The organism is Paralcaligenes ginsengisoli (assembly GCF_054781135.1).
Genome location: NZ_BAAGUZ010000015.1, coordinates 1 through 14468, shown reverse-complemented (window position 1 = coordinate 14468; position 14468 = coordinate 1). Strand labels below are relative to the sequence as shown.

At 57.6% G+C, this 14468-nt stretch carries 11 protein-coding genes; 4 read left to right on the top strand and 7 right to left on the bottom strand.

The window, feature by feature from the left end:
• The first annotated feature begins 188 nt into the window (after positions 1 to 188).
• Positions 189 to 1211 (top strand): Bug family tripartite tricarboxylate transporter substrate binding protein, encoded by a 1023-nt coding sequence (locus tag ACYVIS_RS09115; RefSeq protein ID WP_232742781.1) that lies wholly within the window; start codon positions 189 to 191, stop codon positions 1209 to 1211.
• 76 nt (positions 1212 to 1287) lie between these two features.
• On the opposite strand, the gene ACYVIS_RS09110 is transcribed toward ACYVIS_RS09115, so the two are convergent.
• On the bottom strand, positions 1288 to 2859 hold the full coding sequence (locus tag ACYVIS_RS09110; RefSeq protein WP_232742780.1) for an IclR family transcriptional regulator domain-containing protein: 1572 nt from the start codon (positions 2857 to 2859) through the stop codon (positions 1288 to 1290).
• A 146-nt stretch (positions 2860 to 3005) separates the two neighbouring features.
• Positions 3006 to 4034: a Bug family tripartite tricarboxylate transporter substrate binding protein gene (locus tag ACYVIS_RS09105; protein WP_460873821.1), complete on the bottom strand. Its 1029-nt coding sequence runs from the start codon at positions 4032 to 4034 to the stop codon at positions 3006 to 3008.
• A gap of 215 nt (positions 4035 to 4249) precedes the next feature.
• On the opposite strand from ACYVIS_RS09105, the gene ACYVIS_RS09100 reads away from it, so the two are divergent.
• Positions 4250 to 5137: a LysR family transcriptional regulator gene (locus ACYVIS_RS09100; protein ID WP_232742778.1), complete on the top strand. Its 888-nt coding sequence runs from the start codon at positions 4250 to 4252 to the stop codon at positions 5135 to 5137.
• Between the two features lie 75 nt (positions 5138 to 5212).
• The gene (locus ACYVIS_RS09095) at positions 5213 to 7216 is read left to right on the top strand and encodes an aconitase family protein (RefSeq protein ID WP_460873820.1); all 2004 of its coding nucleotides are present in this window, start codon (positions 5213 to 5215) and stop codon (positions 7214 to 7216) included.
• Here ACYVIS_RS09095 and ACYVIS_RS09090 read toward each other — a convergent pair.
• The 5 genes from ACYVIS_RS09090 to ACYVIS_RS09070 all read right to left on the bottom strand — a co-directional run bounded on the left by ACYVIS_RS09090 (position 7213) and on the right by ACYVIS_RS09070 (position 12810).
• The gene (locus ACYVIS_RS09090; protein ID WP_460873819.1) at positions 7213 to 7917 is read right to left on the bottom strand and encodes an ABC transporter ATP-binding protein; all 705 of its coding nucleotides are present in this window, start codon (positions 7915 to 7917) and stop codon (positions 7213 to 7215) included. The two genes, ACYVIS_RS09095 and ACYVIS_RS09090, sit on opposite strands and share 4 nt — an antisense overlap.
• The gene (locus tag ACYVIS_RS09085; protein ID WP_460873818.1) at positions 7904 to 9745 is read right to left on the bottom strand and encodes a branched-chain amino acid ABC transporter ATP-binding protein/permease; all 1842 of its coding nucleotides are present in this window, start codon (positions 9743 to 9745) and stop codon (positions 7904 to 7906) included. The genes ACYVIS_RS09090 and ACYVIS_RS09085 overlap by 14 nt, the downstream gene beginning before the upstream one ends.
• Entirely contained in the window at positions 9742 to 10608 is an 867-nt protein-coding gene (locus ACYVIS_RS09080) for a branched-chain amino acid ABC transporter permease (RefSeq protein ID WP_232742774.1), read from the bottom strand. Before ACYVIS_RS09080 ends, ACYVIS_RS09085 begins: the two co-directional genes overlap by 4 nt.
• Positions 10609 to 10667: 59 nt before the next feature.
• Complete coding sequence (locus ACYVIS_RS09075; protein WP_232742773.1) at positions 10668 to 12026, bottom strand: substrate-binding protein; 1359 nt, start codon at positions 12024 to 12026, stop codon at positions 10668 to 10670.
• A 379-nt stretch (positions 12027 to 12405) separates the two neighbouring features.
• Positions 12406 to 12810 (bottom strand): HIT family protein, encoded by a 405-nt coding sequence (locus ACYVIS_RS09070; RefSeq protein WP_460873817.1) that lies wholly within the window; start codon positions 12808 to 12810, stop codon positions 12406 to 12408.
• A 143-nt stretch (positions 12811 to 12953) separates the two neighbouring features.
• On the opposite strand from ACYVIS_RS09070, the gene ACYVIS_RS09065 reads away from it, so the two are divergent.
• A complete protein-coding gene (locus tag ACYVIS_RS09065) occupies positions 12954 to 13874 on the top strand; it encodes an aldose 1-epimerase (protein ID WP_460873816.1) in 921 nt (306 codons plus the stop codon).
• The last annotated feature ends 594 nt before the right edge of the window (positions 13875 to 14468 follow it).

The following is a 14468-nucleotide window of genomic DNA, read 5'->3' as shown; positions in this document are numbered from 1 at the left end:
CCAATGAGACAAACCGGCTTCTTGGGTGGGGTACCGGTTGTCAAGAAATCCGCTTTCTCCCAGAATTGATTCAACGATTTCAATACGGGGCAAATGCTCGGGCTGAAACCATGCCTGGCTCATTATGCCGGCACGCCGAAGGCCGTATTGGCATTATCGACTGGTTCAACAACAATCTGGAGACTAGAATGTTTCGTAAAAAATTCGGCATTGCCGCCGCACTGGCCCTGGGGCTTGGAGCCTTGAGCCCCGCCTTCGCCGCTACCGATGCCGGCAATTACCCCGACCGCCCGATCAAGATGATTGTTCCCTTTCCGGCCGGCGGCACCAGCGACATCATGGGGCGCATTGCCGCCGATATCATCGGCAAAAAACTCGGCCAGACTGTGGTCGTGGAAAACCGCGGCGGCGCGGGCGGTGTGATCGGCACCGAAGCCGCCTCACGGGCAAAGCCCGATGGCTATACCCTGCTGCTTTCGGGAGTGGGCTCCAACGCCATCGCGCAAACCCTGTATAAAAAGCTGCAGTACGATTCGAACAAAGATTTCATACAGATTACACAGATCAACGCGGGCCCGAACGTACTGGTTGTCAACCCCAAGTTCCCGGCAAAAACACTCAAGGAATTTGTCGAATACGGCAAGGCGCATCCCGGCGAAGTCAATTTTGCGATGACCTATGCGGCTTCCGGGCACCTTGCCATGGAAATGCTGATGCAGGCCGCCAACAAATGCCCCAACCAGCCTAAAGATTCCGCTTGCAAGCCGCTCAAGATTGTCGGTATTCCATACAAAGGCGGAGCCCCTGGACTCACGGCGGTTATCGGCGGCCAAGTACAAACCATGTTCATCAACCAGGATGCGGCACTGCCCTATGTACAAAGCGGCCAACTGCGCGCCCTGGCTGTCTCCAGCGCCGAGCGCAATCCAAAGTATCCGGGAGTCCCCACCGTTGCCGAGTCCGGCTATCCCGGCTTCGTGGCTACCTCTTGGGCAGGTATCTCAGCCCCCAAAGGCACTCCTCAACCCATTATCGACAAGCTGAACAAGGCTCTGGTGGAAGGCTTGAACTCGCCCGACGTCAAGCAAAAACTTGAAGCGCAGGGCTTCGTGGTGGTTGCTTCCAGCCCGAAACAGTATGCTGATTTTATGCGTGACGAAATCAATCGCTGGGGCGAAGTGATCAAATACGCCAAGATCACACCTCAGTAAGCACTAGGTAAGCACTAGGTAAGCGCCAGGGAGGTGTCGATGATTCGATACCTCTTTTTTAATGGCCGGTCGGAAATCAGTGCGTATTGATCGACAGCAGTTTGCCGGACAAGGGCGCGCTCAAAACGATGTCCATGGGCACCCACTGCCGTGAAGTGGTGACGAACAGCGTTTTCCCATCCGCCCCGCCAAAAGCCAGATCCGTCGGACACGGCACCGACAGCCCCACGACCTTGTCTATGGTGCCGTCGGCCGATATCCGCACAACACTCCAACCATCTTTTAGAGCCAGCCAGATATCCCCGCTTTGTTCGATCGCCAGCCCGCTCAGGCTGCCCGAGCCGCTGGGCACGGAAATAAGCCTGCGTACTACGGGCGACCCAGGACTCAGAATATACACAGCCCCGGATTCGGGGGCCGTTGCATAAAAGCAGGCTTGCTGACGGTTCCAGCGCAAGCAGGCTATAGGCTCCCTGAACGACCAGGAGCGTTGGAAATAGCCATATTTGCCGACGCAACCGACCTGCCATTCCGACTCGGCGACCCGGATTGCCACCCACATCTCGGTTTCTTCCGCCTCGCACGAAGCAACGATATCCTTCACAAAAAAAGGAAAATTCGTGCTGACCTTGCCTGTGGGGCTGATCATCAACTGCCCTGTTTGATGCGTTACCAATATATTGCAGCCTGACAGCGCCATGCTGGTAACAGGCGAATCAAGCTTCAGAAGCTGGCTGTCGCGACCGTTTTTCATGACCCGCACCGAGGCGGCCAGGGTATCGGCCCAATACAGGCACTGGCGCGACTCGGACCAGACCGGATGGGCGCCGTGAAAAGCCCAGGACCCTTCCACCGGAACCACATCGTGATTCCGGTCCACGGTCGATCTGACACCCAGTTGCATGCCGATGCGATGCGCTGTTTGAATAAGTTCGGGCCCCAGCAAATCGAGCCGCTCGCGAGTCAGGCGATAAGCCGGCCCCGCCAGGCTGATGGCTCCCTTGACCTCGCCCTGCGCGTCGCGGATCGGGGCTCCGACACACCGTACTCCCGGCACGATTTCTTCATCGTCGATGGCGTAGCCTCGTGCCGCGGTCAAGCGGATTTCCGCATTCAAACGCCGGCGATCGGTAATCGTAAACGGTGTGATGCTCTTCAAATATAGATCTTTGACTATCGATTCGCGTGTGCCTTCATCCAGCGCCGACAAGATCGCCTTGCCTTGGCTGGTGCAATGCAAGGGTTTGCGTTCGCCCAAGGCGGTCGACGAGCGGCGTGCATGCACTCCTTCGACACGTTCCAGCAGAACGGCTTCCCCACCTTCCATCGTAGCCAGGTAAACGGTCTCGCCGGTCAGATCGCGCAAAAGCCGCATCTCGGACAAGGCGGCGGCCACAAGATCGGGCATGGCATAGGTTTGCCGCGCCATTTCAAAACAGCGCAAACCCAGGCAATAGACCCGGCGCAAAGGATCGCGGCGCACCATGCCACGGGCCACCAGGGTCGACAACAATCGATAAAGCGTAGCGCGCGGCACATCCAGCCTGGCCGACAGCTCGGACTGACTCAAGCCTGCCGGAGTCGAACCAATCGCATCCAGCACATCCAAAGCCTTTTCGAGAGCGCCCGTTCCTTCCGCCGATTTCATGATTTTCTCCCATTCAATGCTGCTCACTTCAATAGAGGCTCGCAGTCTATGTGTGGAAGCGCCTTGATTAAAGTACAGAACTTCGGGCACGTCAAATGCCCGGCGGATCAGGCGGGGGACGGGCCAAGCCCGTTATTGCGCGGTCGCTATCGCGGCGCCTGCTTGTGTGCACGCGCGTCGGTCGCGGCTTGCCCATCGTTGCGCGCCAAGGCCGGATTGCCCATCAGTTCCTGAGTCGAGGCAATTTCGCTTTGCAAGGTGTTCAGGAATTCCGCTGACGAAGTGCCACTGGGATTGAATCCCTGGATGGCAAATTGCTGCTCGACCTTTTTCAAGCCTATAACATGGTGGACCTCGGCCTGAAGCCGTTTCACGACAGCGGCGGGAAGTCCGGCCGGACCGATCAAGCCGATCCATGGCACATACTGGTAACCCGCAACCCCCGACTCAGTCAGGGTCGGCACATTCGGCAAAGACGGGACGCGTTCCGCGGTGCTCACGGCCAGCGCCCTTATGGTGCCTGCCTTGATCTGTGCCTCGGCGGTGGAAATGGCCAAAAAGGCTGTCTGCACCTGCCCGGACATCAGGTCCGTCGTCAAGGCATTGCCCCCACGATACGGAATATGCATAAGTTTGATATTGGCCTTCTTTTCCAGCATCAGACCCGCGATATCCAATGCGCTGCCTGGCCCGGAGGAGCCGAAATTGATGGCGCCCGGCCTGGCCTTGGCTGCCTTGAGCAAATCGCCCACGGTATGGAACGGGGAATTTTTAGGTACCGTCAACACCACCGGAACCGATCCAATAATGGTGATGGGAGTAATATCCCTGACCGTGTCATAAGGCAGGCTGGCATGGGCGCTTGGATTGATCGCATGATTCGACGACACCAATCCCAGCGTATAGCCGTCGGCTTTGGAAGTCACGATATCGCGGGTTCCAGGAATACCGGCTGCGCCTGCCTTGTTTTCGACGACGACCGATTGCTTCAGCACCCGCCCCAAATCGGGAGAGATAGCGCGCGCCACGAGATCCAGGCCGGAACCCGGAGCGCTGGTCACAATCAGGCGAATGGGGCGGTCAGGATAAGTGCCGGCGGCAAGGCTGGGCGCAACAGCGACAATACAGCCCAGGCCCAGCACGGACGAGGACACGATTCGGTAAATCAATTTCATTTTGTCTCCTTATTTAATGGGCGCGATAATCAGGGGCGCCTGCCGATGAATATCGAATCGCAAATGTTCCCCAATAATCGCCTTCGATTCTAGAAGGTCGTTATCGAACCCCGTAGAGTTAATTGGTGATGCCCCCTATCTCCAATCGCGATGCCGATGCCCGCTGCGCTAAACTGCACTGCTCGACGCCCATAATCTCAAGATCTGGAAAACCCATGGCTCGCCGCATCGATCCGTATAGCCTCCGCCTTTTTGTCACGACTGCTGCCGAAGGATCAATCGCGCGCGCGGCGGCCAGGGAAAACATCGCGCCATCGGCGCTGAGTCGCCGCATAGCCGATCTGGAGCACGCGTTTGGCGTCAAACTGCTGGTGCGCTCGCCCAAAGGCATAGAGCTGACTCGAGCGGGGGCTGTGGTGCGGGAACGAGGCCAACTGATCGACAAGGATCTGCAAGCTTTGGCACGCGAAGTGCTCGAACTCGATGGCCAGATCAGCGGGGTGGTTCGGTTATTCGCCAACATGTCGTCCATGATTGGTTTTTTACCCGAACGGCTCAAGGCCTTCAGCGCGTCCCATCCGTCCGTGCAGATAACGCTCGCGGAACGCGACACGCGCGATGTCGTACGCGCCTGCCTGGACGACGAGGCGGACATCGGAGTGTGTGTCAAGACGGATTCGTCCGCCGGGCTGGAATCGTGGCCGTTTGCCAACGATCCCTTGATTGTCGTCCTGCCCGGCGAACATCCCTTAAGCAAAGCAAACAGGCTCGATTTTGCCAAGACCATGCAGTATCCCCTGATCTGGGTTCATCCAGGAGGTGCTCTGGACACGCTGCTTACCGCCCATACCGCCAAGATCGACAACCAGTTCAAGCCCGCCGTGGTGGTCAGCAGCTTCGACATAGCCTGCCGCATGATCGAGGTCGGCCTGGGAATCGCCATCATGCCGCAAAGCGCCGTCACGGCTTACGCCGGCTCGCGCAAGTTTGTACGGCGTCCGCTGGCCGAAACCTGGGCATCCCGCGAATTGTGCATTTACGCTTTGCGCAAATCACCCCGGCACCGCGCCGTGCAAGAGCTGATAGAAGCCCTCAAAGATTGAGCCGTCGCCATCCGCGATGACCCCTGTCATGTCTGAGCACTTGTTCACTTTACGGGTTCGCGACACAATTCAACCATGACGACCGCAAGCTTTCCAAAACCGACGCCATTTGGGCGCATCCTGTTCCTGTCCTCCAGGCCTGGCGCTATTGCGGCGCAGCTCGATGGATGCAAGTTGCGCCTGTCCGACGCCCTGCCGCTGCGCGACGATATTTCCACCGACGAAATCACGCCCATGCCCGTTCTGGCGCATTACGACGAGAAACTCGGACGCTACCCTTATACCGGCGTACAGGCAAACAACGAGACGCCCATTGGTCCAGACGCCATTCTGAATGGCGGCTTCGAGGTGACCGTGAGCGGCAAGCGCTATGGCAAGGGCTCCTCGCGCGAACATAGTCCTGCCGCGGAAAAGCTGGCGGGCATCAGGCTTGTGATCGCCGAAAGTTTCGAAAGGCTTTACCGGCAGAATGCCGACAACATCGGATTGATCACGTCGACCGATTTCGGGCTGATCGAACGCATCCAGAACGGCGAAGCCATTTCGCTCGAAGAACTGGTCAAAGATCGCGAAGCGCTGGCCGCCAATATCCTGGCCTGCGGCGGCTTGCTGCGTTTCGGCCGCAAGCACATGGAACACGTCGTCAGCGTTACGCCATCATGCAGCAAAAAACCGCAAACCCTGTTCGAGAAAATCGTCGCACGCCATATGCTTGAAACCGAACATGCCAGGTTCACGACTACGCCTGGCGCCGGTATTTTTATACGAGCCGACTGGCGTTTCATACACGAGTACTACACCGGCATGTGCGCCCACATGCTGCACTCCACGTTCGGCAAGCCGGTCACTCTGCGAGACAAAGAATCGATTGTTGCCTTCGAAGACCACACCTCATACATAAATACCAGTGTTGCGCACGTGTCGCGCGGCCTGGTGCCGAACATTCTGCGCATGTGCGAGGCTCATCGCGATTTTGTCGCCGACTACAATTTACGATCGCACCGCACCCTGAGCGAATCCGAAGTCGCTCATAGCGACGGCAGCAATGCCGCCGGCATTTCGCATGCCATGATGAGCGAACACTATGCCCTACCCGGCCAGGTCGTGGTGGGCACCGACTCTCATACCCCGCACAGCGGCGCCCTGGGCTGCGCGGCATTCGGAGTAGGCACCACGGACATGGCCAATGCCTTTGTGACCGGCGCGGTTCGCCTGACCGTGCCCGAATCCCTGCTGATCAGGCTCGACGGCACGCTTCCCGCCGGCATTACCGCGAAAGACATAGTCCTGGAACTGCTGGCACGGCCGGAAATCCGCAGCGGCCTGGGTATAGGCAAGGTCTTTGAATTTACGGGACCGGCAATCGAATCATTGTCGATCGACGAACGCGCCACACTCACCAATATGACGGCAGAACTGGGCGGCCTGACTGGAATCGTGGCTCCCGATCAGGAAACGATTCGTTTTCTGCGCGAGCGCCGGGGCGTTGAATTTCCGATCGAACCCTGGATGCACAGCGACCCAGACGCCCATTACGCCGCTAGCCTGCATATCGATTGCGAACAGATTTCACCCATGATTGCCCGCCCGGGCGACCCGGGCAACGGCCTTTCGATCAGGGACCTGCGGGAACATGTTGCGATCGATATTGCCTACGGAGGCTCATGCACCGCAGGCAAGCGTGCCGATTTCGACCATTACCATGCCGTCCTGGCCTGGGGGCTGGAACACGGCTTGCGCATACCCCCGACAGTGACACTTTACCTGCAATACGGCACCACCGCTGTCCGGGATTACTGCATAGGGCGCGGCTATGATCGCGTGTTCAGCGCCATGGGAGCCCGCATGCTGGAACCGTCTTGCGGCGCCTGCGCCAATTGCGGCCCCGGCTCGTCGAGCCGTGCCGATCAGGTTACGGTCAGTGCCATAAACCGAAATTTTACCGGCCGATCGGGCCCCGGCAAAGTCTGGCTGGCCAGCCCTCCTACCGTGGCAGCCAGTGCCTTGGCTGGAGAGCTGATATCGTTTGAAGAATTGCAAAAGCGGGCCGCCACCCGCAACGCAGCCCCCAGGCCCTAGACCTTCACGCCCAGATACTTTTGAATAATGCTGTTTTCGTACTGCAGTTGTTCCGGACTGCCTTCGTACACCATGTGGCCATTGTTGATGATGTAGCAGCGATGCGCGAACGATAAGGCTGCGCGCACGTTCTGTTCAACAATGACAATGGTATGCCCGCTATCGGCCAGCTTGCGGCATACCTGCATCAGATCGCGCACGATCAGGGGCGCCAGCCCTTCGAAAGGCTCGTCAAGCAAGATAATGCGCGCATTGCGTATCATGGCCCTGGCAATGGCCACCATTTGCTGCTCGCCGCCCGACAGCTCCTTCCCACGATTGCGCCGGCGTTCAGCCAGACGCGGGAAAGTCTCGTAGATGGCATCGAACGACATGGGGTTCTCGGCCGACATGGCCGCCAGCTGCAGGTTCTCGTGCACCGTTATCGAGCCAAAGACACGCCGTTCTTCAGGCACGAGTTGAATCCCGAGCTTGGCCAATTCATGCGGAGACATGTGCTGCACCTCGGTGCCATTGTGGCGTATGACTCCGCTTTTAGGTTTCACGACTCCCATCAGGGACTTTAGCGTAGTGCTCTTGCCGGCCCCGTTGCGGCCCAACAGGGCAATCACCTCGTTCTCTTCGACGCGCATGGAGACGTCGAAGAGAATGTGGGAATCCCCGTAATAACTATTGATTTTTTCAACCTCAAGCAGACTCATGCTCGTCCATCCCTCCGAGATATGCTGCCTGAACTGCGGAATCAGCCCGAATTTCATCGGGAGTGCCTTCCGCCAGCTTGCGGCCTTCATAAAGTACAGTAATGCGCTCGGCCAGCTCGAACATGGCATCCATATCGTGCTCGACGATTACCATGCTGCGGCCCTTGCGTATCGATTTAAGCAACGCCACGACATGCACGCGCTCTTCTGGTCCAAGACCCGCCAAAGGTTCGTCAAACAACAGGACGTTGGCCCCGGTGGCCAGCGCCAGGCCGATTTCCAGGCGGCGCTTCTCGCCATAAGGCAATTCCGACACCAGGGAGTCCGCCCGATGCGACAGCCCGACCAGTTCAATCGCCGCCATGACCTGGTCGTCAAGGTTTTTGACGCGATGCAGGCCACGCAACATATCCGGGCGGAACCGCCCGCGGTTGCGGGCCAGTACCGGAATGACCGTATTCTGGCGCACTGTCAGCGACTCGAACAGTTGATTGATCTGATAGCTTTTGCTCATGCCCAACTGACAAACCGCCGTAACCCCGATACCGGTGATTTCCTGTCCGCGGAAAAATACCTGGCCCTTGGTAGTGGCCAGCTCGCCCGCCAGCATGGCGAAAAAGGTGGACTTGCCCGCCCCATTGGGACCGATGACGCCACGCAGTTCGCCTTCCGCAAGGGAAAACGACACATCGCTGACCGCCGTCAGGCCACCGTACTGCTTGGTGATGCCGCGAGCCTCGAGTACGGGCGCATTTGCGTCCTGGGCCTTTGCGGGGACAATCGCCAGGGGAGCAACCGGCTGCTTGCCCTGGGCAAGCAGCTCGTCGGATTCCGTCGGCGAGCGCTTCCGCATAAAAGCCTGGATCAGGGCTCCGCCAACCCCGTGGCGAAAGACCGTTACGAGTATGACGAATATAACCCCCAGGATTAATTTCCAGTAGGCGCCGATACTGGAAATATTCTGCAGCCCTTCATATAAGTACAACCAGATCGTCGCACCCAGCAATGGGCCCAGCAAAGTGCCGGCCCCGCCCATGACGGTCTGGATAACAAGTTGCGACGAGGTGTCCAGCGAAAAAGCGTCGGGTGGCATATAGGCCTGGAACACGCCCAGCAGGCCGCCCGCCAAACCGCCATACGCGGCGGCAATCACAAAGACAGTAAGCTTGTAGCTGTTTATCGAGTGCCCAAGCGCGACGGCGCGCTTCGGATTCCCGCGAATGGCCTTGAGCACCATGCCAAACGGCGACCGCACAATGCGGCGCGCAATAAGGTAGCCAACGTAGAAAAACACCGCCACGAAACAGTACATGGGCCAGCCGCTGGAAATATGCAGCGTCGTGAATCCCAACCCTATCTGCGGAGGCGGCACGCCGGCAATTCCGTTTTCGCCGCCGGTGTAATTCTTGAAAGATGAATTTTCAAGAAAGAAGAACATCTCGCCGAAGGCCAGAGTACTCATGGCGAAATAAATGCCCGTGCGACGCAAGGTCAGGTAGCCGATGATCAGGCCCGCCACCGAAGCAAGTATGGTGCCGACCAGCAATGCCAGCAACATGTGGGGAACGATACCTGATGTCAACAGATAAGCGGTCACGAAACCGCCTGTGCCGTAGAAGGCCGCCTGGCCGAACGATAGCAAACCCGTATAGCCGAACAACAAGTCGAAGCCCAGGCCGAACAGGCCCCATATCAGTATGCGCGTCATCAGGTCGGCGCCGATACCTAAACTGGGCAGTATGAAGGGCGCGGCAATCAGGCAGACTCCGACGACCATTTCGGGAATTTGCCGGCGCAGCAACGCGCCCGGTCGATTAAGAGCGTTCATTCGCGACCCTCCTGCCCCATAATGCCTTGAGGCCGGAAAATCAGAACCAGCGCCATCACAACAAACAACATCACATCGGAATAAGCAGGATCAAACATGGAAGTAAGACTGAGAATTTCGCCGGCGATAATGCCACCGACAATAGCGCCAGGGAACGACCCCACGCCACCGATGACAACCACAACGAACGAATCGACAAGTACCCGGAAGCCCATATCGGGCGCCAGCGTAACGATGGGTGAGTCGATGACGCCGGCATAGCCGGCAGCCATGGCCCCAATACCGAACACCAGCAAAAAGATACGCTTGACGTTAATGCCCAGGATATTGACCATAAGGGAGTCTTCTATCCCGGCGCGCACGATCAGGCCCAGGCTGGTTCGATACAACACGAAATAAAGCGCTATCAGGGTGCCGGCGGAAATGGCCAGGGCTTCGAGACGATAAAGCGGGTAAATCAGGGAGCCTATGTGCACAATGCCAGTGCCCCAGGTGGGCGTCGGCACCGACAGGCTGACCCCGCCGTAAATCCCCCGAACAATCTCCACCAGCACAATGCCTATGCCGAAGGTAACCAGGATCTGGTCTTCCGGCGGACGACCGTAATAAAGGCGCACCACACCGCGCTCGATGAACAGACCAATCACGAGCGCGACCAGTGCGCCAACCACAATGGCTATCAAAAACGAATTTGTAAGACCATAAGCCGTGAAGCCGGCATAAGCCCCAACCACAAACAGGGCCCCGTGTGCAAAATTAACAACGCCAAGCGTGCCGTAGATAATAGTTAAGCCAGTGCTGATCAGTGCCAGCAACAGACCCGTTGCGAGCCCGTTAAACAGCTGCGATAAAAACAACGACATGCTTGGCATTCAATCCTCCCTTTTTGTTATGTGTATTGCACTAACGGCCGTCGCCGACCTTAAACGTACGAACCCAGCTTGCAGCCGAAATGGCCGACCGGCGGTACCACCGCGGCGCCATCGACAACCGCGACGATGTCAAACAGATCGGACTTGTCTTTCATGTCGGCCGGTTTCTTGCCTCGAACGATCGGGAAATTGATGACCCCCTGATGATCTTCAGGACGGAACCAGACTTCTCCGACCGGGCCTTGACGCTTTTGGCCTTTTTCGTACGATTTGATGACGTCGGGCGGATAGAAGGTACCGGCACGCTCGATTGCATCGGCCCACAGAGCTGTGTTCAGGTAGGCGATATAGGCGGAATCGTGCGGCTTCTGTTTGAATTTCTTTTCAAACGCCGTAACAAAGTCTTTGGCTATCGGGTATTTGTCTTGCAGTGTCCACCAGAATCCCGTAGCGCCGTATACGCCTTGAATGATTTCAGGCCCGAGCTCTTCCCCGAGGAACGGTGCCATGTATGGCACAACCAGGCTCATTTTGTCGAGAATGCCGAACTGCTTGGCCTGTTTGATCGAGTTGGCGGCATCCGCACCGTAATCGATGACCACCAGCGTATCGGCTCCGCTATTGGCGATATTGATCAGATAGGAGCTGTAGTCTTTGGCGCCCAGGGGATGGACCTGTTGACCGACGGTTTTCCAGCCCTCTTTTTCGGTGAATTCTTTCATCGAATCGTAGGTGGTGTGACCGTAGGTGTAATCGGGAACCAGGTACACGGCCTTGCGATTCTTGCCCATGGATTTGGCCAGTACAGGCGAAATCGCCTTGGCTGCCGAATAGGCAAAATAGCACAGCCGGAAGCCATAGCGCTGGCAATCCACGCCAGTCGTTTCGTTGGAGCCGCTGATAGCCGCGAGATAAATGGTTTTTTCACGATCGCAGACTTTTTGCAGTGCGATCGCCACAGCGCTGCTGACGCTGCCGGAGATCATCATGGCCTTGTTTTCGTGAATGAAGCGGGTGGCCGCCTGCACCGCCGAATTAGGTTTGGTTTCGGCGTCGATGACGCCATATTTGACCGTTTTTCCCAGGATGCCTTTTTTGGTAAGAGGCGAAATTTTCTGAATTTCCGGAGCCCCGGCATTGAGTTGCTCGATGGCAAGCTCGTAGCCCTTTTGCTCATCAGCCCCTTCAGCCGAATACGGGCCGGTCAGATCAAGTGTGAGCCCCACAAAAACCGAGTCGCCACTTACGCCTGCCGGGTAATTTCCCACCGGCGCCTTGTCTGCGGCCAACACCAAGCCCGGCGCGCCCGCAATCAATGCCCCGCCCGCGGCACCCAGACCCATCTTGAGCATTGTGCGGCGATCAACACCGCCTTGCTGGCTGTCCATACCCTCTTTGTTGTCATCCATCCTAATCTCCTTTGTGTGTAAACAAAATTGCTCTGCAAAACTTGACGCCGGTTTTGGCAACCGACGCCGGAGCGGTGCGATAGCGCGGCAAGCCAACAGCTTTTGAGCTTGCGGACAGCACGCATACCCGGTTATGTGTTTCACATTTACCGCCACGCTGCATTTATATCTGGTTACGATATTTTCTTTTCAATATATCGTGCCGAGATAAAAAAACATAGTGTTTTAATCATAGGGAAAACCTTCATTCGGTCCCTATTGGGCAATGCGATTTCGGAACCACTTACAGCGGGCATTTTCGTGCCAGATACTATATGTAAGCGATGTATCTTACGCAGACCTTACGCAGGCAAATAAGCGAAGGCGGCCAATTCCCCGCTCAGGCAAGCTTGATTTGGCTCGCGTACTCCCGCAGCGCTTCCAGGCCAGGCTCCTTGCGTGGCCAGATCAGGCCGACTCCGTCATCCTCGTAACGCGGCAATACATGCAAATGCAAATGCGGCACTGTCTGCCAGCCGGCAGGTTTATTGGCCTGCAGAATTGTCATGCCTTGCGGCTCGAACGCCGCCTGCACCGCGCGGGCGATTTTATGGGCGGCACGCATCATGGCCGCCGCTGACTCCTCATCGGCATCCATAAGGGTTTCATAAGGCTTCTTGCTTGCAACCAGCACGTGGCCCGGATTGACTTGGCCCGCATCCATGAAGGCATACACATAATCGTCTTCGTAAACTTTGGCGCAGGGAATTTCACCGCGAATGATTTTCGAAAAAACAGTGTCCATGATTTGCTCGCTTTGCCGAAGAAATTTTGCCGAAGAAACCGAGATAGGCGAAAATGAGAGGCCGATGCAGCTTTCAGGCTGACGCGAATGCCATTTTCGCCCTGTCCCATAATATCGTAAACAACCCGGACATTACTTCTATCGTGCCCACTACCACCTCCTTATTGCATTTGAATGCCGGCCAGGCCGAACTCGTGCTCGCTCCGCAGATCGGCGGATCCATCGTGGCTTACCACGACCTCCGCCGGGGCGAAACCGTCAACTGGCTGCGTCCTGTGCCCATGGACGCCGTCACGGCCGGAGCGGTATCGGCCATGGCCAGCTTTCCGCTGGTCCCCTGGAGCAGCCGCCTGCGCAACGGCACGTTCATGTTCGAAGGCCGGCAAATAACGCTGCCGCCAAACAGCCCGAGCTCGCCTCATGCGATTCACGGCATAGGCCGCTACAAGCCCTGGCAAATCGTGCATGCAACACCGTCAAGCGCCTTGCTGCGCTACGAACACGTCCCCGATGCCTGGCCATTTTCATTCGTGACCGAGCAAGAGTTCGCCTTGAATGAGCATGAGCTATCGATAGTTCTGCGCGTACGCAATACCGGCGACCAGACCATGCCGGCGGGAATCGGCCACCACCCTTATTTTCCTCGCAACGCGCATACGACCCTGACGACAAGCGTCGGGCAGGCCTGGTTCAACGATCAGGAAGTCATGCCGCTGTATATCGCCCCCCATCCGGCCGCCTCCGAACTGGCCCATGGAACCCGCGTCGACGACCACGTACTGGACAATGTATTTCTCGATTGGTCGCATCACGCCGTGATCCACTGGCCCGATCAGGCGCGTTCCCTGACCATGCATACCGATACGCCCTTTGATTATGTGGTGCTCTACAGCCCTTCCGGAGTCGACTGGTTTTGCGTTGAACCAGTCAGCAACACAACGGACTGCTTCAATCTGATGAGTCAATACCCACGACACGAGGTCGGTGGAACCCTGCTCCAGCCCGGCCAGGAACTTGCCGCCCGCGTCAGCCTGCACACCGAATTTCACGAGGACCGGCGCTAGTGCATTTTTGGATCGAGTTGTTTGTGGCATTCTTTGATGGATGAGTATTGGTATTTAAAGACGCCGTCTATCGGGGCTTGGGGTCAGGACCGGCACGGCGTGCTTGATCCGGATCTACCTCGTCCAGGCGGGCGTCGGGCGAACTCGCCCAGCCTCGCGAGGCTGGGCTCAGACAGCGCCCGCCGACATCCCCCGCCTTCCCTACGGTAGCATCCGGCGCACGCCTTACGCCGGCCCTGACCCCAAGCCCCGATAGACGGCTCACGTAATGGCATGCCTGGAATCAACGTGCTTGCATCTACGTTATGGGCCTGCACCCCTAGAACAGTTAACGTGCTCGCACCCGTACCGCTATCACGGGGCCACGAATACCTCGGCGCATGACTCGATTGACTCAACGCTACCACCCCAACATATACCTCGATGCATGACCTCAACGTTTCTCTTGGTGCATGTTTCTCTCGGTGCATGACCCCAATGCCTCTCTCTATGCATTGCCTCAACGCAAGCCGCAGGGTGGGCGGTGCTGTGCAGGCCGGCGGTAGTCCAGCGCCGGGTGCTGACGAAGGGAAGGCGGGGGCTTTCGGCGGGCCC